This window comes from Ensifer sp. YR511 (assembly GCF_900103045.1).
GTDB lineage: Bacteria > Pseudomonadota > Alphaproteobacteria > Rhizobiales > Rhizobiaceae > Ensifer > Ensifer adhaerens.
Genome location: NZ_FNGR01000060.1, coordinates 1 through 22,436, shown reverse-complemented (window position 1 = coordinate 22,436; position 22,436 = coordinate 1). Strand labels below are relative to the sequence as shown.

At 59.2% G+C, this 22,436-nt stretch carries 17 protein-coding genes and 2 pseudogenes; 11 read left to right on the top strand and 8 right to left on the bottom strand.

All coding sequences use genetic code 11. The features are described from left to right. Positions 1-257 (bottom strand): annotated as a pseudogene (locus BLU15_RS39925) (transposase); the annotation flags it as partial. A gap of 273 nt (positions 258-530) precedes the next feature. Here BLU15_RS39925 and BLU15_RS37755 point away from each other — a divergent pair. After that, a complete protein-coding gene (locus BLU15_RS37755; RefSeq protein WP_029742764.1) occupies positions 531-734 on the top strand; it encodes a CsbD family protein in 204 nt (67 codons plus the stop codon). A gap of 113 nt (positions 735-847) precedes the next feature. On the opposite strand, the pseudogene BLU15_RS39325 reads toward BLU15_RS37755, so the two are convergent. Then, a pseudogene (locus tag BLU15_RS39325) lies at positions 848-1,352 on the bottom strand (sulfate ABC transporter ATP-binding protein); the annotation flags it as partial. Positions 1,353-1,980: 628 nt separating this feature from the next. Here BLU15_RS39325 and BLU15_RS37750 point away from each other — a divergent pair. The 3 genes from BLU15_RS37750 to BLU15_RS37740 all read left to right on the top strand — a co-directional run bounded on the left by BLU15_RS37750 (position 1,981) and on the right by BLU15_RS37740 (position 4,438). Beyond that, a complete protein-coding gene (locus BLU15_RS37750; protein ID WP_029742644.1) occupies positions 1,981-2,322 on the top strand; it encodes a hypothetical protein in 342 nt (113 codons plus the stop codon). Between the two features lie 50 nt (positions 2,323-2,372). Beyond that, the gene (locus BLU15_RS40755; RefSeq protein WP_029742645.1) at positions 2,373-2,495 is read left to right on the top strand and encodes a hypothetical protein; all 123 of its coding nucleotides are present in this window, start codon (positions 2,373-2,375) and stop codon (positions 2,493-2,495) included. A 164-nt stretch (positions 2,496-2,659) separates the two neighbouring features. Then, positions 2,660-4,438, top strand: a complete 1,779-nt coding sequence (locus tag BLU15_RS37740) for an SLC13 family permease (protein WP_090302380.1) — start codon at positions 2,660-2,662, stop codon at positions 4,436-4,438. 482 nt (positions 4,439-4,920) lie between these two features. Here BLU15_RS37740 and BLU15_RS37735 read toward each other — a convergent pair whose 3' ends face one another. The 3 genes from BLU15_RS37735 to BLU15_RS37725 all read right to left on the bottom strand — a co-directional run bounded on the left by BLU15_RS37735 (position 4,921) and on the right by BLU15_RS37725 (position 7,902). After that, a complete protein-coding gene (locus BLU15_RS37735) occupies positions 4,921-5,268 on the bottom strand; it encodes a hypothetical protein (protein WP_034800498.1) in 348 nt (115 codons plus the stop codon). A gap of 488 nt (positions 5,269-5,756) precedes the next feature. Further along, positions 5,757-6,788, bottom strand: a complete 1,032-nt coding sequence (locus tag BLU15_RS37730) for a DUF2955 domain-containing protein (RefSeq protein ID WP_090302378.1) — start codon at positions 6,786-6,788, stop codon at positions 5,757-5,759. Further along, positions 6,778-7,902: an HlyD family secretion protein gene (locus BLU15_RS37725; RefSeq protein ID WP_034800503.1), complete on the bottom strand. Its 1,125-nt coding sequence runs from the start codon at positions 7,900-7,902 to the stop codon at positions 6,778-6,780. The genes BLU15_RS37730 and BLU15_RS37725 overlap by 11 nt, the downstream gene beginning before the upstream one ends. 268 nt (positions 7,903-8,170) lie before the next feature. Between BLU15_RS37725 and BLU15_RS37720 the strand changes: the two genes are divergently transcribed. From BLU15_RS37720 to BLU15_RS37700, 5 genes are all read left to right on the top strand, one after another. Further along, positions 8,171-9,280, top strand: a complete 1,110-nt coding sequence (locus BLU15_RS37720) for an AI-2E family transporter (RefSeq protein WP_244546953.1) — start codon at positions 8,171-8,173, stop codon at positions 9,278-9,280. Then, entirely contained in the window at positions 9,277-9,732 is a 456-nt protein-coding gene (locus tag BLU15_RS37715) for a potassium channel family protein (RefSeq protein WP_034800505.1), read from the top strand. The genes BLU15_RS37720 and BLU15_RS37715 overlap by 4 nt, the downstream gene beginning before the upstream one ends. A 743-nt stretch (positions 9,733-10,475) precedes the next feature. Beyond that, complete coding sequence (locus BLU15_RS37710) at positions 10,476-11,636, top strand: DUF2092 domain-containing protein (RefSeq protein ID WP_167550740.1); 1,161 nt, start codon at positions 10,476-10,478, stop codon at positions 11,634-11,636. Next, positions 11,633-11,845 carry a hypothetical protein gene (locus BLU15_RS40525; protein WP_090302376.1) on the top strand — a complete coding sequence of 71 codons (213 nt, stop codon included), beginning with the start codon at positions 11,633-11,635 and terminating at the stop codon, positions 11,843-11,845. Before BLU15_RS37710 ends, BLU15_RS40525 begins: the two co-directional genes overlap by 4 nt. A gap of 294 nt (positions 11,846-12,139) precedes the next feature. Continuing rightward, the gene (locus tag BLU15_RS37700) at positions 12,140-13,417 is read left to right on the top strand and encodes a DUF2254 domain-containing protein (protein WP_090302375.1); all 1,278 of its coding nucleotides are present in this window, start codon (positions 12,140-12,142) and stop codon (positions 13,415-13,417) included. Between the two features lie 570 nt (positions 13,418-13,987). Here BLU15_RS37700 and BLU15_RS37690 read toward each other — a convergent pair. The 3 genes from BLU15_RS37690 to BLU15_RS37680 form a co-directional block, all read right to left on the bottom strand. After that, on the bottom strand, positions 13,988-14,368 hold the full coding sequence (locus tag BLU15_RS37690) for a DUF6481 family protein (protein ID WP_090302373.1): 381 nt from the start codon (positions 14,366-14,368) through the stop codon (positions 13,988-13,990). A 29-nt stretch (positions 14,369-14,397) separates the two neighbouring features. Next, a complete protein-coding gene (locus tag BLU15_RS37685) occupies positions 14,398-14,622 on the bottom strand; it encodes a hypothetical protein (protein WP_064817087.1) in 225 nt (74 codons plus the stop codon). A 119-nt stretch (positions 14,623-14,741) separates the two neighbouring features. Then, a complete protein-coding gene (locus BLU15_RS37680) occupies positions 14,742-14,951 on the bottom strand; it encodes a cold-shock protein (RefSeq protein ID WP_034806062.1) in 210 nt (69 codons plus the stop codon). 815 nt (positions 14,952-15,766) lie between these two features. Between BLU15_RS37680 and BLU15_RS37675 the strand changes: the two genes are divergently transcribed. Both BLU15_RS37675 and BLU15_RS37670 read left to right on the top strand, forming a co-directional pair. Continuing rightward, on the top strand, positions 15,767-16,747 hold the full coding sequence (locus BLU15_RS37675; RefSeq protein WP_176960482.1) for an AraC-like ligand-binding domain-containing protein: 981 nt from the start codon (positions 15,767-15,769) through the stop codon (positions 16,745-16,747). 183 nt (positions 16,748-16,930) lie between these two features. Then, positions 16,931-22,436: beta strand repeat-containing protein (locus tag BLU15_RS37670; protein WP_176960471.1), on the top strand; the 5,506-nt coding region annotated here is incomplete at its 3' end.

The following is a 22,436-nucleotide window of genomic DNA, read 5'->3' as shown; positions in this document are numbered from 1 at the left end:
ATTCGATCCGACGCCTCCCAAACAACGACGAGCGCTGCCCGCACGTCATCGCCATAAACCCGGCGCCCTGGTCGAGGACCACCCTTCGCCGGTTCGCGTTCTCCTCGCAGCAGTCGCATCGCATGCTTGCGATGAAAGCCCGTGAGCGCCACGAACTCGTCTAACATCCTCGCCTTCTCGGCCCGCCCGCCTAACACATAGCGACAACTGATCGCCGCCACCAATTCCGCACGTGTCGCCATGCTTACCTTCCTCATCACAGCTCCCGAGGTTGATTCGTCGGGAGCAATTTAGATGAGGCAATAACCCATTCTCAGGGAGCAGTTCAGGCGAGGCAATGCGCCGTCTCATCCTGATCGCCGCGCTATACGCGGGATCGTCGACGGGCAAACTCTTCCCGTGGCGGGATCGGCTGGATCGCCTGTGGAGTCGTCGCACCGTTGTCCCCGGAACCATCGCCGCAGGCAGATTTGAACAAATGCGTAGCCAAGGCGTTTAGCTGCTATCCACAATTCACAGGAGGAAATGACATGGATTGGGACCGTGTTGAAGGTAACTGGAAGCAATTCAAGGGACAGATCAAGGAACAGTGGGGCAAATTGACCGACGACGACTTGGACCAAATCGCTGGCAAACGCGATCAGCTCGAAGGCAAGATTCAGGAACGGTATGGCCTCGAAAAAGATCGGGCACGACAAGACGTGGATGACTGGTTCGGCCGGCAAACCTGGTAATCTTCAGAGCGCCCCGCCCCAGGCGGAGCATCTGTTGTTCCCTAAGCGGCCCGGCGGCTACGGCGCGTCGGGCCGCTAAACTGACCTCCAACTACCGGTCGGGAAAACTTGCCTCAAATAAATTCGCGCGGTGTTCGCCGCGAAATAGCATCCGTTGGCTTGAAGGCGATACGACTCTCGCGGGGAAAGAGTACTCGATCGGGCGGCAGTTCGAGCTCCACAACTGAAGCGGATTTCTCCAACCTCACCTCAAGATGCCGAGTGCCTGCCACGCGCCGGCTTCCGGTGATTGACCCCACAAGACCGTGTTCGGAGCCCATGACGAGTTGTATATCGTGGGCCGAAAGTAGAGGGCCGCCTGACCATCGTGCTCAGTTGTCGGTAGCCCGTAGATCGGCCCTCAAGCAAGATCTCGCGGCCGGAAACGCTGACGCTTAGGCAGTTCCTCTGGCCAATGAACCCATAAACGAACTGAGACGGGTGATCGTAGATCTCGTCCGGCGTGCCCCGTCTGCTCGATTGAGCCGTTGTTCAGCACGACAATACGGTCGGCTAGCTCAAGCGCCTCCCCTGGTCGTGCGTGACAAAAATAGTCGTGTATCCAGTTCGATCGTGGATGTACGCGACGAGGGTGCACTGTTCGAGAGTGCCATGTGGCTGGAGCACGCCGACGCGGTGCGGACGCATAGGGAACTTTTCGGATCGATGGCCGTTTGTGATTTGCCGATGATCCCCGACGCCGGATCATCGACCGGGTTCCGACGCGAAGGCGTGCGGAACCTGCCAGGTACACGCTCGCTTGGCCCCGTTATCGACTTTCGGGGCCCGCTCCCATCGCTTCAGCGTACTCGCACGAAGCTCATAACCACGGCGCCGCAGGTGAATATGCGAAATCGAGACCGATAAGTTTGGTGAAGCAAAAAGCCAATCTGGCGCCAAAAACAATCAAAACCCTGTATGCCTTGAATACGGCTTTACTTTGTTTGTTGATTGCGAAGCTGTTATCGAAAAATACGTTCAGACCCTATAAATATACGAGCACTGATAAATCGAGATACGGTCGTTTTCGTCCGAAGATCATGCATGATCATTATTTGGAACGTACTTTTTAGTGGCGATCGGAATTGGTTGTTTACATTAATTCTTTTAAAGCGCACTGTAGAGGATCTGGATTGCCATTGGCTCCTGGTCGGAGCGCGGGCCCGCAACGATCCCGATAATCACCTGATTATAGGGAATTAAATCTATGACCTTCGGACAAATCCTTGAACATGCAAAACCCTACGCCATTGGTTTGGTGGTCGGGCTTTTCTTCAGCCCAATCATCGGCTTCAATGCGGGATGGCTCACCACTACGACTGCCAGCAATCTGGCGGCAGAAACGGCCAGAGTGGACGCCTTTGCCGGCATCTGTTCAGACACCGCTGGACGAATGGCTACTGCCACCAGCACGGATCTCGCAACGCTTCAGGGCTACGCCAATCGTGCGAAGCGTGACGAACTCGTAGCGAGCATTATGGCCAACATCCAAGTTCCAGCTGACGTCGTCAGCAAGGTCAGCACGAGTTGCAGTCGCGCACTATCCTGAAGCGCGGTAACGCGGCTCTTTGGGCATCCGACGAAACATAGGAGATCGTTATGAAAAACCTCATCCCCGCCCGCTTCTCTACGTACGACTTCACGCGCCTGTTGGTATCGCTTGCGTTTACTCTGGCGATTGCAGTGATTGTCTATTCGGTCCTCTTCGGAAGCATCCTGTAGTCGCCTGATCATGCGTGCATCCGGGCTACGAGGCTGGAAAACGTCCTGGATGGACGTTCGGGGTGCTGCGCCTTTGAAAAAAGCTGGTAAGCAATCCAGACATTAGATCTTTCAGGCGAGTAAAATGGAACCGGCGTTGGGAAGAGTTGGTCGGGACTTTATCCATGACACAGGCTCAGGCTTTCGCCTTCGCCATTCTGATCGGCCTGATGGCCGCATTCATTTGGGGACGGCTCCGCTATGACCTCATTGCCGTTCTCGCGTTGCTTGCCGCAGTTTTCACCGGGATAGTGCCCCACAAGGCAGCGTTTTCCGGCTTCGGCGACGACATTGTCATCATTGTAGCCAGCGCGCTGGTCGTCAGCGCCGCGATTGAGCGAAGTGGCGTCATAGAGGCACTCCTCCATCGGGCGGCGCCAAGCATGACCTCTGTCCAGGGTCAGGTTGTCATTCTCGTGACGACTGTCTCGGTTCTCTCCATCTTCATCAAGAACATCGGCGCTTTGGCGATGATGATCCCAGTCGCATTCCAGATGGCGCGCCGTTCGAAAGCCTCCCCGTCGTCTTTTCTCATGCCCATGGCGTTCGCTTCCTTGCTTGGCGGTCTCACGACTCTCGTCGGAACATCGCCAAATATCGTCGTCTCCCGGATGCGCGAGGAACTGACGGGCCGCCCTTTCAACATGTTCGATTTCACCCCCGTCGGCATAGGGCTTGCCGCAGCGGGCGTGATCTTTCTGGCGTTTGGTTACCGGCTGCTTCCAAAGGAGCGCAAGGCGGCCGCGACAATGGAGAAGGCGCTGAACATTAACGACTACATGACAGAGGCCCGCATCACAGCGACTTCGTCCGTCATCGGCAAGTCGATCCGTCACCTGTCGATCTTGTTGGACGAGGAGGTTCTGGTCACTGGCCTCATTCGCAATCGGGTCGAACCGCTGATGCCCCTGCCGGAGGTCATTCTCCATCAAGGCGATATCGTTCTGTTGGAAGGAGACCCTCAGGCGCTCGAACGGGGCATCAGTCGTGCGCGTTTGGAACTTGAGGGGCACGACCGCCCGACGGAAGCAAAGGGAGCAGATGAGGAGATTGCCGGAATTGAAGCAGTGATCGGCCCGAAATCAGTCTTGATCGGGCAAACCGCCAAACGTTTGGCGCTGCATGATCGCTTCAATATCAATCTACTCGCCGTAAGCCGAAGCAGCGAACGATTCACTGATCGATTGCGCGACATCGCGTTAAGACCAGGCGACGTTCTCGTTTTGAAGGGCGATCTCGTGCTTCTCCCGACCAGGCTGATGGAACTCGGTCTTCTTCCGTTGGTCGGGCGCGAAATCCGCTTGGGGAACCCCCGAAAAGGCCTGATGCCGGTGGTGGTCCTGGCTGGTGCCATGATGCTAACGGCATTCGGCCTGCTGCCCGTCACCACGGCCTTCTTTACGGCTGCCGTGCTGACGGTAATGCTCGGTTCACTTTCGCTTCGGGAAGCTTACGAGGCTGTCGATTGGCCCATACTGATAATGCTGGGCGCTCTCATTCCGGTCAGCGAGTCGATCCGTGAGACCGGTGGTGCCGACCTAATCGCCGGCGGCCTCGCTCAACTTGCTGCCACGTTGCCTCCCTATGGGGCCCTTGCAATGATCATGGTGGTCGCAATGGCCGCAACACCGTTCCTGAACAATGCAGCCACCGTTCTCGTCGTCGCGCCGATCGCTGTCACCCTTGCTCAGCGCCTTGGCTACAATCCGGACGCCTTTTTGATGGCAGTCGCGGTGGGGGCGGCTTGTGACTTTCTTACGCCTGTTGGACACCAGTGCAACACCTTGGTGTTGGGACCCGGCGGTTATCGTTTCAGCGATTATTGGAAGTTGGGGCTGCCGCTCTCATTCATTGTGGTCGTGCTGGGCGTGCCTCTGATCCTATGGTTTTGGCCACCCCTTTAGCGAAAGCGTCGTGTCAATTCCACTTTCAGGTTCACCGTGGTGGCACCCAAGGTCTGCCGGTGGCACGGGAGGCCAGCACGTCAGACGCGGAATTCTAGTGCTCATACTCCCGCGCTCGAGGGGCGGTGGCTGTTCGAAAATCTCGTAGACGGGCTGCTACTTGCGAGTTGAGGGCCAGCAGTCGCCGATCCGGACAGTAGAACGCCGAGTGGCGCCGACGGAGCGAGCTACTACCATCTGCCAGGAGACGTCAGCCAGATCAGCGCCAGAGACCCAGAGCTGCGGAGATGACGGACGCGCCGAGAATGCCGAGTTTGACGGAGTCAGAAGCTCGGCGATGAACAAAGTAGCGATGATGAACATGCCCAGGTTCCCTTCGAAGGAACCCCTACCTTGAAAACCGGCGGGTTGCACTTCAGTTAGGATCTCCCGAACGGGAACGCCACTTTCAATCGCCGAGCAACGCTGGTTGCTGCGCGCCTTCAGCCCCTCGACATGTTCGGAATATAGCTGGTCGTGCGCTGTCCCGCATCACGAGAGATGTTCTGCGCAAGCGTCCGGATTACCGTGGCGTTCGGACCGCTCATGTCATCGTTGAGGACTCCACGCAGCCCCCGCGACGGTGGTGCAGCAATGATCGTGCCTGTGTGAGCGGAGAGCGCAGTGTAGTCCGTCAGCAGACCGGAACGGCATCTGCTCAATCCGCTTTCCCGCACTTGTGTAATCAAGTCGCGCACTTCGAGACGACTGCGTGAGATGTCTGTTGTTTCGCCGACAAACGGCTGCCGTGACATGTCCGCCAGCTCGGCATCCACCAGGCCTGACGTCATGCCCTCCGACTTGCTTCGCCAGGGCGGACATGGTCCTGAAGTTCGGATTGGGGTGGGGCAGCGTCGCATTCAGGTCGGGGACGGCCTGCCGCGACTTTGAGCAAACTCGGTTGGAAACTGCCAATCCGAAAAGGCATTACCGAAGGACGGCCCGATGCGGAATTAGGTGCAGGGCCGCTCCTGCGCGCCGCTTAGCCCCAAACAAGTTACCGGTCTCTATCTTATTGAAACTATTGTCGTCAGAGTCTTGCGGTTAAATGTAAAACGACAGGGGACCGCCAGCTAAAATATCGCAACTTCTGCTAAACTAGCGAACCGCTGCGGCGTATCTATCGAAGGTTGGGTGCTGATCAGCATGATAGTCCGTCGGCATAACTGAACACTCCTGCTCCCGTTGGCCATCGAACAGACGGCGCCGCCAAACCGTGCCGCTACCGCACGGCTGCTCTCACCATTCAACACCGCGGCCACAACGCAGTCGCGGTTTCTTAATCGAGACCACGTTCCTGCCTGGGCCAAAGCAACGTCGTCATGAACATCGCATAGGCGATGGCCACCAGGATGTAACTTACTCGGGTGGAGAAGGAGTCGGCAGCAGACCCCGGAAGCGGTGACACGCCTGTTCCGAATACGAGGAGGAAAATCGTGAAGGCGCCCGCGTAAAGTTTGGCGGCAGGCGCATGCATGGCAGCACGACCGCCGAATACCAAGCCGGCCAGCAGTACCAATAGAAAAAGGAAACTGAGAGACGGCCGTACCTGAAGCAGTCCGAATGCGACGGACGCGGCCACGCCTCCAGTGACATTGGTTATCATGAGCCCAACGGCCGCGCGCGTGCTGGCTGCGGTGTCGAATTGTAAGAGCAGTGAAACGACGGTTATTGGAATGACAATCGCCGTAGCCAGACCGTCGCGGGTCAGACAGGCGATTACCGCGATCAGGAGTATGGCGGTATTAGCGGAAGCGTAGTGTGCCGCACGCGGATATGTCGTCGCCGTCGCAACCTTCAAGGGGGGGGCGCCACTGTCCGGGATAAGGGCATACGCCAGCCACATCAAAAGCATTCCGGTCAACACACTCTGCACCAGGATCATGAGGATAGTGTCGCCGAGATCCTCATTCAGGATTGTGAGGAGCGGCACCATAACCGCGATGACGAGGATAAGAAAGATTGTAGGACCGCCCCTGCCATTCGCCTGCTGGTAGAAACATCCAAAATAGATCAGTCCGAGCAGCAGCAACAGAACGGGCGGCCGGTCGCCAGTCAGAACCGTTACAAACTGCAAAAATGCTCCAACGACAAGAATCAGCACCGTGACTGCCAACGCCTTTTGCAGGGGCATTGGGCGGGAACTGGAGATCAGAAACTGTGCCGCAAACAAGGGCCCAAGGAAAGGGATTAGTGCCCCCGAATAGAGCAACCAGGAAAAGCCGACCGCAACGGCGATCGCTATACGCAAACCCTTGCGCTTTACATTAGCGCGGTCCTCATCGTACGCAAGTTGCATGTCAGCTGACATAGGTCAGAACCGACAGGATACGGATCCAGATGCGGCCAAGCGCATTGGTAACGGGATGGTCTCTGGTGTAGATTACGACATTCGCCTGCGACCCGTACCGTACCCCCTTGGGCCGTCCTTCGTTGAGGACTAGGCGTATGGGAAAACTCTGGGGTGCTCTCACCCATCCAGTCTCTGTAGAGATCTTGGGCAGCCCCGTCGCCGGGTCGACGCTTCCCTGAGCCACGCCCATCCCAATGCCCTCGACTGTGGCGGCGAAAATCTTACCCGGGAGAACATCGAAAAGCACCTCTGCACGGTCGCCGGCGACAACCATCTCGAGGCTGTTTTCCTTAAACGCAGCCGTGATCCAAATCGTGCCGGTATCGATAAAGGTCATCGCACTCTCACCAGCGCTGAGCATACCGCCAACAGAAAGCTGAAGATTGGTGACCACGCCTTCTGCCGGCGCTGAAACCGTCGTGCGCATCAGATCAAGCTGAGCCGTTGCAAGCGCCGCGAGCGCCTCCTTCAGCTGCGGATTATCATTTCCTGCGGGCCCAAGCTCCTCCCGAGCGCGCGCGAGGTCGGCTTCGGCCGCATCCACACCGGCATCCGCCTGATCCAGCGCGGCCTCGGCCTCGTCATACTTGGCCTGCGCGTAGATACCGCGCCTCACCAGTTCCATGGCGCGGGTGGCTTGGTCCTGAACGTGGACCCGGACTGCCTTCGCCTCCACCACTTTAGCCTGGGCCGCATCGACGGCCGCTGTCGAAGCGCCGATCGTCTGACCGACACCTGCAAGGCGCGCTTCCGCCTCCGCAACGGCGAGCCGGTGCTGTTCCGGGTCCAGGCGAAACAGCATCTGGCCGGTCGTCACGGCGCTGTTGTCGGTCACGCCCACTTCAATGACTCGCCCAGTGACCTCCGGCGCAATTGCAACGACATATGCACTGACGGTTGCCTGCGAGGAAGAAGGAGTGCGGCGCTCCATGAAAACCGTCACGACGAACAGAAGGAAGGCTGACAGGAGTACAGTAATCGCGACCCTGCGCTGCGGGTTTTTCTCCTTCAGAGGCGCGTGCACTTTATTTGGAGCGTCATCATGAGAGGCTCCAGTCGCATCCGACACCATGACGTTTCCCCTAAGATCACGCGGTCGTCGCGTTGGGATAGCAATCTAGTCCTAAGCGGTCACCGTCGCAACGGGCGCCGACGCCCTGCCTAACCGAGGGAATTCGTATAACCCTAAAGGGCGAGGCCACATCTGGCTTCTCGGGCGACCTGTCCGATGCGCGTCCAGCGAGCACTTTCGCCTCTGTCTTGCAGTAAGCGCGAATTAGGTAAATAGTTCGCCTGAGACCAAGCTATCTGGTAAATCCAGTTGACTGGGAAGGGGCGCAATGATGGAGCCGAACGTGACAACCCCTGAGCGGCCCCCATCGCTCTTGAGAATGCTCGATTCAGCTCTTCAGATCGGACTGGTTGCCTTACTGATCTTTGCCTGTAGCCGCATCATATTGCCCTTTACTGGCATCCTGCTCTGGTCGGTTATCCTCGCGGTCATGCTCTATCCGCTGCACCAACGTCTGGTCGGGCGGGTCGGCAATCGCTGGTCGGCGACATTAATCGGTTTGGTCAGCGTCGCGCTGATGCTCGTACCATTGGTTATGGTGGTGACATCGCTTGGATCTTCTATACTTGAGTTCGTCTCGGGCCTGCAAGACAGTAGCCTCACGGTGCCGCCGCCGCCGGCATGGCTTGCCGACCTGCCGTTGGTCGGAAAGAAATTGACGGAGACATGGGGGCTCGTCGAGACGAATATGCCGGCGGCGCTCGCCAAATACGGCAAAGTGCTGGGTGGGGTTGCATCTTCGCTGGCGTCGTTCGCGGGCGGTTTGGCCGCCGGTCAACTGTCGTTCGTACTTTCGTTCGCAGTCGCTGCAGTGCTAATAGCCTATGGCGAAGGAGCCACCGAATTTGCCAGTCGCCTGTTGGAACGTATTACCGGCAGCAAGGCACAAGGCCCCCGGCTGGTGGCGATGACCGCCGCGACGATCCGAGGTGTGGCAGTCGGCGTAGTCGGCGTAGCGGTCATCCAGTCCCTGCTGATCGGGATAGGTTTTTTCGCCATAGGTCTTTCATCAGCCGGAGTTTTGACGCTCGCGGTGCTATTGTTTGCCATCGTGCAGGTGCCGGCGTTGCTGATAACACTACCTGTCATAGCCTATGTTCTTGCAACGGAAGCCACCACGCCGGCGATCATCTTTTCGATCTGGACCGTCATTGCCGGGCTCAGCGACAACCTCCTCAAGCCATTGATGCTCGGCCGCGGACTTGAAGTTCCAATGCCGATCATTCTCATGGGGGTGATTGGCGGCATGATCGCTGACGGGCTTCTTGGGCTGTTTGTTGGCCCTGTGCTCTTGGCGGTTGGCTACGTACTGCTCATGGAGTGGCTCCGGTACGACCCCATTGGGAGCAGGCCGCGCACTGAGGATCCGCCGACATGATCACGATTATTGCTCTGGGTTTGCTCGCAATGTCGGCATGTCTTGCATTTCAGGTACTGGCATCGGTGTTCGCAGCCCGTTACTTCGCCCAGGCCTCCCGGCAACCGCTCGGTCCTAAGCCGCTGCGCGGGATTTTCCTTCAATTCTCGATTCTGATGGTGGTGCTAATGATGGGCAACATCGTCCAGATCGCATTTTGGGCATTTCTCTACAGATTGCTCGGTGCATTTGCGGACTTTGAAACGGCGATGTATTTTTCGGGAGTAACCTTCACTTCGCTTGGTTATGGTGACGTTGTGCTGCAGGGCCGAATGCGGCTGCTTGGGCCACTTCAGGCTGCCAACGGTCTGATGATGTTCGGGATCACCACAGCTCTCTTCATCTCCGTTATCCAGCAGGTCACCGCCAAATGGAACGCCGCGGAGTCAGTCCGCACGAACGTCGGTGGTTAAGTCGTCCTCCGAAGATCGAGTAGGGCTGTTGGCCCCATTCCAGAAGGAAGTTTCTGATCCGGTCCATTTCCCGAGCCGGCTTCAGAGCATTTGTTAATGCGGTTTCTGAGGGACGCACCTGGGATGACGGGAGAAGGCAACTTTTCTGGGTGCGGCAAAAGTCATGCAAGCCATCACCGTCGTTATGTTTCGAGGTGTGACTGTGTTGGTGAACGGATGATCACGATTGAGGTCGTCGTAAGGTCCGTATTGACGGTGACAGCCACGCTTATTGCGGCCCTCATCATTGGGCAGCTTGGGCTTGAGCGATCTAAAGCTTCGTCAACGGCCGTCAAGACAATGCCCGCCCCATGCAGAGTGGCAAATTCCCTAATCAGATAGGATGAATTGCACGGTAATGCGGCAGATGTACCATAGAGCCAAACCGTTGCTTTGGACACGCGGCGACATCCGTTTGCTCGTACTCTGCTCTATGTGTTGGCAGAAATACATCTTCGGGCGATCATTGCTACATCGACCATGGCGAATCCTATAATTCGTATGTGCAGCCCGCAGACACCCGTGAGTTCCAAAGATCCGAAGACGATTAGCCGCAATTGCATTCTAATTCAACCTACACTTGAGTGAGAAGGATCGTTGCGATGTCAAGTGCGCCGGCCAACCTGCCTGGGCAGGGAAAGATCCTAAGCATCGTCAGGATATCTATCGCAGAGAGTTCAATCAGTAGACGCTTCGTTCGCGGAATGTTGGCGCTCTTGATTCTCTCTGCGACACCAAGCGCCTCGTCCTGGGCCCAGGACACGAGCGCCTCGAATTTGCAGTACAGCAGGGAAGCCTTGCAGCAGGCATTACAGACGAAAGAACAGTACGATATGCCAGGCCTGCGCTTCGCCATAGCAAAGTCCACCTTGCGGGCTGGCGCAGAACAGCTTCTTGACGACGTTGCTGCCGTGCTGATGAAGTTCCCTGACTGGAGTTTGAGAATTGTCGTTCACACCGATGCGAGCGGCGATGCAGAAACCAACCAGCGCCTTTCGCAAGAACGTGCCGAGATGATCAAGGCAGCGCTGGTCAAACGAGGGATTTCCGCCGACAAGTTGATGGCCTCCGGTGCCGGTCAGACTCTGCCAGTTGCCAGCAACAAGACGGCTGAAGGTCGAACTCTCAACCGAAGGGTCGAACTCATTCGAGTTATTGACTCCCCGGAAGCCAAGAAGCTTCTCAAATCCATGTCGGACTATCTGGCTGCACAGAAGGCCCTGTCGTTCAGCTATGACTCCAACCTTCAGGTCGTCACCAACGCAGACCAGAAGCTTGGGCTATCGAGCTCCGGTACCGTGAACCTTAGCCGGCCAGATCGGGTGCATACGACCCGTTCCGGCGGTTTTGTCGATACCGAGACCCTGTTCGACGGAAAAACACTCACGCTCCTTGGAAAGAACGTCAACAAGTACACGCAGGTAGAAATGCATGGGACAGTTGATCAGCTGATAGACGAATTGAAGGACAAGCACGGCCTGCCATTGCCGGCCGCAGACCTGCTGATGACCAATTCATATGAGGAGCTGATGACGGGCGTCTATGACGCTAAGGACCTGGGAAGCGGCTTCGTCAACGGCAAGGAGTGCGATTCACTCGCCTTCCGCAAGGACGACGTGGACTTCCAGATCTGGGTCGCACAAGGCGAACAACCGTACCCCTGCCGGTTGGTCATCACCTCCAGCAAGGTCAAGGGAGGGCCGGAATACAGCATCCAGATCAGGGACTGGAAATCCGGGGACGGTGTGCCCGCGGATGATTTCGCCTTCGAGAACACGACAAACGCCGAAAAGGCCGACGTTAACGACCTCAAGCAGAAAATGAGCGAAATGCCGGATAACTTCGTGATGGGAGATGGAAAATGACTTTCCTTAAGCGCATCGGAATCATCTGGCTCGCTTTCGCCGCTGTACTCTGCATCGGCGACTTGACGAACAACACGCCAAGCTTAGCGGACCTCAGCTTTGTCACCCCTGCCATCGCCAGAGTTGGCCGACCGTTAACGCCAGTCAGCGTGGCCGGCGTTGCTCGCCGGACCACGCGACGTTGTGCGGCGAATGTCTACAACTGCTAGCCAATGCCAGTTCCCCTCCCTTGGTGCCACTCCTCGGCAACTGTCGGTTCCGACAGTTGCCGAACTGGGTTTGCGGTGGACGTTGCACGAAGAATGAATGCGTGAGGGACCTCAGCTTCAGCTCTGCACGCTAGAGACAGCTCTGTCGACGGAAGGCTTCGCCTGGTCGCCCATGCGACTACTCGTGCGGACGCGATGAAAGCCTGACCGAGCGTATTAAACAAATGTCGGGGGCTGCCGTTTCGGACTGACGGGCTGGCCTCTACTCTATCGGGAGGCAGGGGCAGAGATCAGATGAGCTGGAACAGGTTATACAGGCTCAAGAACTACATGCGATCCTCGCTCTGGATCATCCCTTTCCTCGCACTCGTCGCCGAGCAAGTTCTCTTCCGAATGGTGATGGCGTCCGACGAGTGGACACGATGGGTACCCCCGTGGCCCTTAAGCGTCGAGGGCACTGTCGCTGCTATGCAGGCAATCATCAGCCTCGCGCTTTCGTTCATCGTCTTCACGTTCGGATCTTTGCTTGTCGCAATACAAATTGCGAGCGGACAACTTACGCCGCGCATCATCGCAATCACCCTGCTGCGCGACAATGTTATTCGCTTCACCGTCGGGTTGTTCATCTTCACGCTGCTCTTCGCGATCGGCGTAATAAGTCGTGTGAATACGTCGACACCACCCTCAATCGTGTGGATCTCGGGCGCACTGGGCGTGTTGTCGTTGGCTGCCTTCCTCTATTTTATCGATTACTCAGCACGTTTGCTACGTCCAGTCAGCATCATCCATCGCGTCGCGGAGCAAGGCTTCGCCATGATCGAGGAGGTGTATCCTGACGCCCTAAGAGAGACGAGCGAAACACAACGGTCGTATGGTTCACTTGGTGTACCAGACAGAGTGGTGACGCATGCCGGCACATCGGACATTATTCTTGCGGTGGACATAAATTTCCTGACCACCCGCGCAACAAGGGTTGACGGTGTCATCGAACTTGCCGCTCGGATTGGCGACTTTGTCTCTTACGGCCAACCGCTGTTCCTGCTCTACGGCGGAACCGCGACAATCCCGGCCAATGACCTCCGTGGCAGTATTGCGTTTGGGCGCGAGCGTACTATTGAACAGGATCCGACCTTTGCCTTCAGGGTTATCGTCGATATCGCGACCAAGGCACTTTCGAGAGCGATCAACGATCCGACGACGGCTGTGCTAGCTATTGACCAACTGCATCGTTTGCTCCGCAGTGTCGGTAGCCGCGATCTGCGTGACGGCAGTTCCCGCGACCCGCAGGGGCGCGTGCGGGTGATGTACCGAATGCCCGATTGGGAAGACTTTGTACAATTGACGTGTCGAGAAATCAGGATCTATGGCGCCGACAACCTTCAGATCGCTCGACGGCTTCGCGCTATGATCGACAATCTTGAAGACGTCTTGCCCGACAGCCGAAAACCGGTCTTGCGGCTTGAGCGCGAACTACTCGACCGAATGATCGCCAAGGTCTACCTGCTTCCCGAAGATGCTGCGCTCGCCCGGATCGCGGACACGCAAGGTCTAGGCGGATCTGCGGATGCATAAAAATCGGCGCAGAGCTCTTTATGAGTTCCGCCGCCGTTATCTACATGTTGCCCCTCGCTTTTCGACCGAGGCAGAAAGAAACGGCCGCATTCTTGATAACCGGAGCAAATTGCGTGCCAGACTGCCAGACTGCCAGACTGGCTGACGGGAAGTGTGCGTAAGTGAAGGCTGGCCGCGTTGGGTGGCGCCAGGGGGATTCCGTGCCGGACGCAAATCATGATTCCCTTTCGTCCATGGCCAAGACGCGCCTTGCCTCGCCCGAACATGCCGATACGCCTTCGCCGAAGGCGTTGCACGGGGGTTGTCACGTTGTCTGTGGCTCAAAGATTGACGAATAATTTTGCGGGATGAGCGAACCGACCCTCAGCTACAAGAACCAAGCAACGTGACATCGGCACATCGGCGATCGCAACTAGCGTATGTGCTCCCAGTCAGGCTCGGTCGTAGGTAAGGACGTCAGCAAAGGTGGTTACGAAATTGCGCGCCCGTTCCTTGACGAGCACCTCGGTCCACTCATTGGTTCCTCGCATGACATCGCCATGCTGTCGGGTAGCGGCGCAACGGAAAAATTTATCCTTGTCTTGCCTTGCGATTGGCATAGCGCCTGTCGCGGTTGGCCTTTCGCACCGCCTCATCTTCGATCACCCGCGCTATACGCGCGTTTTCGGCAATCGCCCGCGCTTCGGTTTCGGCGGCTGCTGCCGCCTCAATGGCTGCCTGCCGCGCTGTCGCCTCGGTCTCGATACGCTTTTGTTCCTCAAGCTTCAGACGCTCGCGTTCAACGCGCCGCTCTTCACAAGCGGTGGAAAGGGCTTCGCGCTCGGCCTGCCTTGCCATCCTCCCTGGTTCTGCTGCAGTCCTTGCCGCTCGGTAGGCGTTCAAGAGAGCAGCTTTGGCGTCTGCCGATGCGGCTCGGCGGTCGGAGATGTCGTTTTTTCCGGCGTTCTTCATTCGTATCCCAATAGTAAGTGCGTCAGAGATCAGCGTGCGTTGGCGCGTTTGGCGATGAGGTTGCGTGTCGCCGACAAGCGGTCGGCCAACTCCTTTGCAAGGCGCTCCTCTCGAAGCCGAAGAGTCTTGGCATCCCGGGCCTGAGCAACGGATTCCACCTCTTCCATCGCGTTGTTTTTGGAGAAGAACTGCGTCTGGACTTTCATGAAGGCGATCTCCGCCTGCTGACGGGATTTGCTATGTGCTTCTTTCATTGGAACCTCAACTAGTTCGGCGTAGCGAACAAAAAAGGCCAGGCGAAACGCCCGGCCTTGTTGAAACTGCTTCCGGCAATGCCAGTACATCCGTGGTCAAAGGGAAGCGAATCTCAATTTTAGGCAGACTGCAGATTGGTAGCAGACATCTTGCCCGACTTATTGTCGCGCTCGAGCTCGAAGCCGATCTTTTGCCCTTCGACGAGTTCGCGCATTCCAGCGCGTTCGACGGCGGAGATGTGCACGAACGCGTCTGCGCCACCGTTATCAGGCTGGATGAAGCCGAAGCCCTTGGTGGAGTTGAACCATTTTACTGTGCCTGTGGTCATGATGAACCCTTTCAAAGCATAGAGTGAGGGACCGCTCAGCCTATGCTGAGCAGGTGGAAACCGACTGTTTTTGAAAGGGAAGTTCGCTTAAGGCGCGGTGCCAATCGCGCGGTAGACAAAGCTCGGCAAGCAAAAGATCGATGCCGCATCTATAAGGGACTGGGATTGCCGCGTCAACGATTAGTTTTTGTCGCGACGGATTTTCGCATTAAGGTTGTGAATGCCCAACCGTTGCGTTCGGCAAGACCTCCGCCCTTCTCAACGGGGAGCGGCGGGCCGCCCATCAGCCTGCAATCAAGCTCAAGCTCGCGCAGCGCGCCCGCGAAGCTTTTCTGTCACCATGGGGCGATCGGTTCTTCGTGGGGACCCGCAGGCTCCAGACCTGGCGATAATCATTGATATGGCATCCCGGGAGACCGACTCGACGCCCTCGCCTCCGCGTCTCAGTTGCGGTTACGAGCCTGATCAGGTCGTTGCGGACAAACTCAGAGTTTCTTCACAGACGATCACAGTTTGCTACCACCCCAACGTGCGTTGAAAGCGTGCCGGTGCACCGCGTCAGTGGGTCCTTACCCCCTTGGTCACGCGATCGTCGACCCGAACCTCTGGCGATCCCACCGCCTGCGGTTGCTTTGCCGGGAGTTTTCAATAACTTGCGCTTTCATTAGAAACCAGTCGGAGCGTGCACAATCCTTGCACGCAAGCCCACGCCGCAATGAATGAAGTCTATGAACTCGTCATGTGAATCAACTGCAAGCTCGGACACACATACCGAGCCCTTGGGATTGCCACGGTCTCGATTCGACACGACCACCATGCGACAGAAAGACGCCCATCTGTGGCGTGAGTCGATCGGCGTACTGTTCGATACGCGGCTTCGGGCGCCGACCGAAGACCCATTTTTTGCCAGTGTCGATGCCGCCCTGATCGGAGGCGTCGGCGTTGCACGCACCCGATCGACAAGCCAAGATTTCGATCGATCCCGTTACAAAATCGCCCGGGACGGCATGGATGGGTATCTCGTACAGTTCTATCTCAGCGGTGAGAGCGGAAGCCGTCGAACCTCCGGCACTGTCGCCCGCCCTGGCGATCTTTATGTGATCGATATGGCGCAGCCGCTCGCGACATCCACCATCGATCATGAGCATCTCAGCCTCGTCATTCCGCGCCAGATGCTGGCCCCCCGCCTGAAGCGCCCGGACGACAATCATGAATTGGTCCTACCAGCGAAAATGCCGCTCGTTTCGCTGTTGAGGGACACGCTCGGCAGCCTTCACAAGCAGCTGGATCATATCTCCGTCGGCGACGCGGAAGCGGTCCTGTCTCCACTGCTTGATCTTGCCGGCGCTGCGATAAACAGCCAGACGAGCGAAGGCAATGCAGCGAGCGTCGGCCATGCGCTGTCGATCGCGGTCAGGCGCTACATAACCGACCACTTGCTCGAACCCGATCTGACCGTAGAGCGTGTCATGGCCACATTCGCGCTGTCGCGCCGAACGGTCTACCGCCTTCTGGAACAGGTTGGGGGATTTTCGGTTTTCCTGGCGCAGCAGCGCCTGCGGCGCGCCTTCATAAACCTTCGATCGCCGGATTATAGACATGTCGCGATTGCGGACCTCGCCTTAGCCCATGGTTTTACCAACGCGGCAAATTTCAGCCGCGCATTTCGCCGCGAATTCGGCCTGTCGCCGCGGGAGCTACGCCATCTTTCGGCGTACCATCCGGCCCTGCTGAAATCCTCACCCGGATTGTCGGCGACCGACTGGTCGCAATGGATCGGCCTGATCGGGCGATAGGGACCTGCACGGCAAACGGTAGGCGTGGCGTCGAGACCGCCGATTTGGCAATAAATGCAGGGTCATTGGCACGGGGTGCGCATTTCCGCGCCTGACCGCCTCCGCCAATTGAAGACGGCGCTTTCTCCGAGCTAACACGAAGCGCGCCTGCCATGGCGCGGTTTTTGTTGAGAGAAATTCGTCATGACAAGCTACCGATCGGCCAGTGCCGCACGCTCCCGCAGCCCGGCCGTTCACAGTGCAAGCGGCGGCAGCACCTCGGCGATGCTGTCTGATCGCATCGTCGAACGAACGCGCGTCGCAGCGCCGGCTGAGCCGGGACCGAAGGATGCAAAGCTGCGCGGGTTTTGGCGCAATCAGGTCCGGTTGCTGGCAGCGTTGACCTTTCTTCTTTTCGGCCTTCTGGCTGCGGCGGGAGAGGCGTTCGCATCGAAAGGGTGCGAGGATATCGTTGCGGATCTCAACGGGAAAGAGGTCGGCTTCTTCTCGGGGACCTATCCAAAAACGGACTTTGAAACCACGGACCAGCTCCATATCGACCTGATCCGCAATCCGACCTACGTGGATTACGGATACTTTTCCGCGGTCGCCCAAATAGGCGCCCAATACATGTCGGTCGAGAATCAGGCAGGCACGGTAACCGGCGACGAATCCGCATCGATATCAGGGAAAGACCTCGTTCAAGGTGGTCTCTTCGTCGAAACCATAAACTATAGCACCACGACATCCCCCTGGCGTATGGAGGTGGTCTGTGTCACGAAGAGCAATCCTGGAGACGCCTTACTTTCCGCTCTTGTCCTGTCGAGCGGCACGCTCGAGCCTGCCTTCGACACCAGCAGACACAGCTATACGGCCACCGTGGCCCACAGCGTTTCCACCCTTGCGGTAACACCGTCCGCCACCGGCGCCACTGCGACGATGACGATCAACGGGGTCAGCGCTGTGTCGGGCGCATCGACGAATGTTCCGCTCGATGTTGGCAGCAACACAGTCGATATCATCGTCACAACCGAAGACCGCATGACCAGGAGGATTTATCGGGTGGTCGTCACGCGCGCCGCACCTCCCACGATCACCGGTATCACCCCGTCCACCGGAAGTACGGCCGGTGGACAGTCCGTGACCATCACCGGCACCAACTTCATCGGTGTGAGTGCCGTTACCTTCGGCGGCACGGCTGCCACCACGTTCACCGTCGACAGCGCCACCCGGATTACCGCCATTGCGCCGGCACGAACGGCCGGACCGGCCGATGTGACCGTGACGACCGTCGACAACACCTCCGTGACGCGCGCGAACGGCTATACCTACGGCTCCACGCCGGTCGTCACTGCCGTCAAGCCGGTCAACACACCCGCACGAACCTACGCGATCGGCGCCTCGCTGATGTTCGACGTGGATTTCGATCAGAAGATCGCCATCAGCAACGGAGTCCCGCACCTCAAGGCCGTCCTTGGCGCTGTCGAGCGACGGATGAACTTGATCGGATATGGCTGGAGCACCATGAGGTTCGCCTACACGGTTGTCGAAAACGATCTCGACGAAGACGGAATCGCGATCGGGTCGATGTCGCTCGAAGGCGCCACAATCAAGGATTACTACCACGTAGCGGACGCAGACGTAACACTGCGCAACATTGCCGACACGTCTGACATCAGGATCGACGGCGTCCGGCCAACGGTCGCTTCAATCAAGCCCGGTGCGACGGGCACGGTGTTCGATGTCGCGTTTTCCGAACCGGTCACGGCCGTGGACATCGGCAAGTTCACCCTGGCGAAAACGGGAACGGCACAAGGCACGATCGACAGCGTGTCGGGATCGGGCGGGTCCTATCGAGTTCATCTGGCGGATGTTTCAGGAGACGGCACCTTGGCTCTCAGCCTGTCCGCCGGCACGGGCATAAAGGATATCGCCGGCAACGAGATGACAAGCGCGTTCACCGGCGGCACGCCCATGATCGTCGCGCCCTCCAGCGATGCCAGCCTCTCGGGCATTGGCCTATCAGACGGCGCGCTCGCTCCCGGCTTCGACGCGGGCACCACCAGCTACACGGTCTCGGTGGGCAACAACGTGGCCAACATCGCCGTCACGCCGGCCAGCACACATCCCGGCGCCATCGTCTCGGTCAACGGAGCCGTCGTCTCGGCGCCGGGCAGCGTTCCCGTCAGCCTCCAGGTCGGCGACAACGCCATAAGCATCGTGGTTACGGCGCAGGACGTCGTCACGAAGGCGACCTACGACATCGTCGTCAATCGCGCGGGTGCAGTTCCGGACGCACCGACAGCCGTCAGCGCTGTGCCGGGTGACGGCGAGGCGACGGTCAGCTTCACCGCCCCTATGAACGCGGGCACCACGCCGATCAGCATCTACACCGTGACGGCTGATCCAGGTGGTGCCGTGGCAACCGGCGGATCGAGTCCCATCACCGTGAAGGGCCTTGCAAACGGCACGGTCTACGCCTTCACAGTCACGGCCACCAACAGCATCGGCCCCGGTCCGGTCTCCCATCTGTCCGGTTCGGTCACACCAAAGCCTGCTCCGGTCGCCAACGCTGTGAGTGCGACGGTTGCGGCGAACTCCACGGCCAATCCGATGACGCTCAGCCTCAGTGGCGGCGCGGCGGACGCGCTGGCCATCACCCAGCCGACGCACGGTGCGGCTGCGGTTTCGGGACTGGCGATCACCTACACCCCGACACCTGGCTACTCCGGTTCCGACAGCTTCACCTATACCGCCACCAACACCACCGGCACGTCCGCCGCCGCGACCGTGACGATAACCGTTTCTGCGCCGACCCTCACCTTCTCGCCGCCGGCTGGCGCCCTATCGGGTGGAACGGCCGCGACCGCTTATGGCGGCGTCACCGTTACGGCCGCAGCCGGCACCGCACCCTACACCTACGCCGTCAACGGCACCCTGCCCGATGGGCTGACACTCGACCCACCGTCCGGTCTTATCTCGGGAACGCCGACGACCGCCGGAGACTACACCTTCACGGTCACGGCCACCGACGCCAACAACGCCACGGGGACAGCGGCCTACTCGATCGCGATCGCGGTCGAGGCGCCGACCGTCGGCGATGTGAGCGCGACGGTCGCGGCAAACTCCACGGCGAACGCGGTAGCGCTCGATCTCGGCGGCGGGGTTGCCGATACGCTGGCCATCGGGACGTCGCCATCCCACGGCACAGCTTCAGTTTCGGGACTTGCGATCAGCTATACACCGACACCAGGCTATTCCGGCTCCGACAGCTTCACCTACACCGCCACCAACACCACCGGTACGTCGAATGCGGCGACTGTGACCATCACCGTTTCTGCGCCGACCCTCAGCTTCTCGCCCGTGGCCGGCGCCTTGCCCGGCGGTACCGCCAAAACCGCCTACAGCGGCGTCACGGTCGCGGCATCAGCCGGCACCGCCCCCTACATCTACGCCGTCAACGGCACGCTGCCGGACGGGTTGACGCTCGATCCAGCGTCCGGCCTCATATCGGGAACGCCGATGACCGCCGGGGACTACCCGTTCACGATCACGGCCACCGACGCCAACAACGCCACGGGGACGGCAGCCTACTCGATCGCCATTGCGGTCGAGGCGCCGACCACCGGCAATGTGAGCGCAACGGTCGCAGCGAACTCCACGGCCAACCCCGTCACACCAGATCTCGGCGGCGGGATCGCCGATACTCTGACCATCGGCACGCAGGCGACGCACGGCACGGCTTCGGTGTCGGGACTGGCGATCACCTACACCCCGACACCGGGCTATTCCGGCTCCGACAGGTTCACCTACACCGCCACCAATGCCACCGGCACGTCCACGGCGTCGACGGTGACGATCACCATCACCGCCCCCACCCTCAGTTTCTCGCCCTCAGCGGGCACGTTGACCGAGGGTATCGTCGGGACAGCCTATGACGTCACCCTCGTCGCGTCGGCCGGCACCGCGCCCTATCGCTATGCCGTGACTTCAGGCGCACTGCCTGCAGGCCTTGCGCTGGATGGCATCACCGGTCGCATTTCGGGGATGCCGACGACGGCCGGAAGCTACAATTTCACCGTGACAGCGACCGACGCCAACAACGCAACGGGAACCGCAAGCTACTCGATCGCCATCGTCATCCAGGCTCCGACAGCCAAAGATGTGCGGGCGACTGTCGCAGCAAACTCCGCAGCCAACCCGATCAGGCTCGATCTCACCGGCGGCCCAGCGAATTCCGTGGCCATCGGCGCCCAGCCGGCGCACGGCACGGCCGCCGTGTCGGGACTGGCGATCACCTATACCCCGACACCGGGCTATTCCGGTTCCGACAGCTTCACCTATGTGGGCACCAACGCCACCGGCACCTCGCCTGCCGCAACGGTGGCGATCACAGTGACAGCACCGACTCTCACCTTCTCGCCGCCGGCTGGTGCGCTGGCGAGTGGAACCGCCGGAGGCGCCTATAGCGGCATCACCGTCACCGCCTCGGCCGGAGGCGCGCCCTATCGATATGCGATCACATCGGGCCAGCTTCCTGCGGGCCTCGAGCTCGACGGCGCGACCGGCGCGATCGGCGGCACTCCAACCCGGGCCGGAAACCACGATTTCACCGTGACGGCGACAGATGCCAACAACGCTGCGGGAACCGCGCGCTATTCGATCGTGGTTGCAGCGGCTCCGGTCGATTTCACCTTCGAGCCACCCGCTGGAGCGCTCGCGGAAGCAATGGCCGGCGAGGACTACAGCCAGCCGATCGCCGCCAAAGGCGGAACCGGCCCAATGCTCTATCGCCTTGCATCCGGCGCCTTGCCCAAAGGCATGGTCCTCAACGTCTCAACGGGTGAACTGACCGGCCCGCTGGCCGCGGACGCCGGAGGCAGTTACACGTTTGTGATCGAGGTTCGCGACAGCAACGGCGCAACGGGAACGGTAAGCTACTCCGTGAAAGTCCAGGCCCGCGCGATCACCGTCACCGACAAGGTGGTCGATGTCCCGACCGGATCGGCGCCGCCGGACGTCTATCTCAATCGCGGCGCCACCGGTGGTCCGTTCATCGCGGCCGAGGCGACCGTTGTCGAGCCGGCCCAGGCCGGAACGGCGTCCATCATCCAGGGCGAGTTGGCACAGGTTGGTCCGGCGGTAGCCCCGATTGGCTGGTATCTGAAGTTCACGCCCAACAAGGCCTATTCCGGTCGGGTGCGCATCGGCTTTCGTATGGTCAGCGCGCTTGGTACTTCCAACACCGGGACCGTGACCTACAATCTCGCCTTCGATGCGTCCGGGCATGCCGCGGAGATCGATGCGCTCGTGCGTGACTTCGTGCGGACGCGGCAGAACCTGATCGCCTCGACCATCAAGGTGCCGGGTCTGCTCGACCGGCGGCGGATGGCCGCGGGATCAGACACGGTCACCACGCGCATGACACCTTCCACCGATGGCGTCACACTCGGCTTTTCCACCAGCCTTGCCCAAATGGAGGCCGCGCGCGACAGGGCCGATGGGGTTGACCAGGCTGAAGCCTCGCCCTTCAACATCTGGCTCGACAGCACGTTCCTGATGCACCGCCGCAAGGACGACGACGACAGGTGGGGCAACTTCGGCATGGTCTCGCTTGGCGCAGACTATCTGCTGTCGGAGAAAGCACTGCTCGGCGTGTCCTTCCATTACGACCGGATGACCGACCCGACCGACGAGGATGCGGAGCTGT

Excerpts from the sequence above, each read along its gene's own strand:
- BLU15_RS37755 (WP_029742764.1), top strand. The coding sequence starts at position 531 with ATGGATTGGGACCGTGTTGAAGGTAACTGGAAGCAATTCAAGGGACAG.
- BLU15_RS37700 (WP_090302375.1), top strand. The coding sequence starts at position 12,140 with ATGAGCTGGAACAGGTTATACAGGCTCAAGAACTACATGCGATCCTCG.
- BLU15_RS37725 (WP_034800503.1), bottom strand. The coding sequence starts at position 7,902 with ATGGTGTCGGATGCGACTGGAGCCTCTCATGATGACGCTCCAAATAAA.
- BLU15_RS37720 (WP_244546953.1), top strand. The coding sequence starts at position 8,171 with ATGATGGAGCCGAACGTGACAACCCCTGAGCGGCCCCCATCGCTCTTG.
- BLU15_RS37690 (WP_090302373.1), bottom strand. The coding sequence starts at position 14,368 with ATGAAGAACGCCGGAAAAAACGACATCTCCGACCGCCGAGCCGCATCG.
- BLU15_RS40525 (WP_090302376.1), top strand. The coding sequence starts at position 11,633 with ATGACTTTCCTTAAGCGCATCGGAATCATCTGGCTCGCTTTCGCCGCT.
- BLU15_RS37730 (WP_090302378.1), bottom strand. The coding sequence starts at position 6,788 with ATGTCAGCTGACATGCAACTTGCGTACGATGAGGACCGCGCTAATGTA.
- BLU15_RS37710 (WP_167550740.1), top strand. The coding sequence starts at position 10,476 with ATGTTGGCGCTCTTGATTCTCTCTGCGACACCAAGCGCCTCGTCCTGG.
- BLU15_RS37750 (WP_029742644.1), top strand. The coding sequence starts at position 1,981 with ATGACCTTCGGACAAATCCTTGAACATGCAAAACCCTACGCCATTGGT.
- BLU15_RS37685 (WP_064817087.1), bottom strand. The coding sequence starts at position 14,622 with ATGAAAGAAGCACATAGCAAATCCCGTCAGCAGGCGGAGATCGCCTTC.
- BLU15_RS37715 (WP_034800505.1), top strand. The coding sequence starts at position 9,277 with ATGATCACGATTATTGCTCTGGGTTTGCTCGCAATGTCGGCATGTCTT.
- BLU15_RS37735 (WP_034800498.1), bottom strand. The coding sequence starts at position 5,268 with ATGACGTCAGGCCTGGTGGATGCCGAGCTGGCGGACATGTCACGGCAG.
- BLU15_RS37675 (WP_176960482.1), top strand. The coding sequence starts at position 15,767 with ATGCGACAGAAAGACGCCCATCTGTGGCGTGAGTCGATCGGCGTACTG.
- BLU15_RS37740 (WP_090302380.1), top strand. The coding sequence starts at position 2,660 with ATGACACAGGCTCAGGCTTTCGCCTTCGCCATTCTGATCGGCCTGATG.
- BLU15_RS40755 (WP_029742645.1), top strand. The coding sequence starts at position 2,373 with ATGAAAAACCTCATCCCCGCCCGCTTCTCTACGTACGACTTCACGCGC.
- BLU15_RS37680 (WP_034806062.1), bottom strand. The coding sequence starts at position 14,951 with ATGACCACAGGCACAGTAAAATGGTTCAACTCCACCAAGGGCTTCGGC.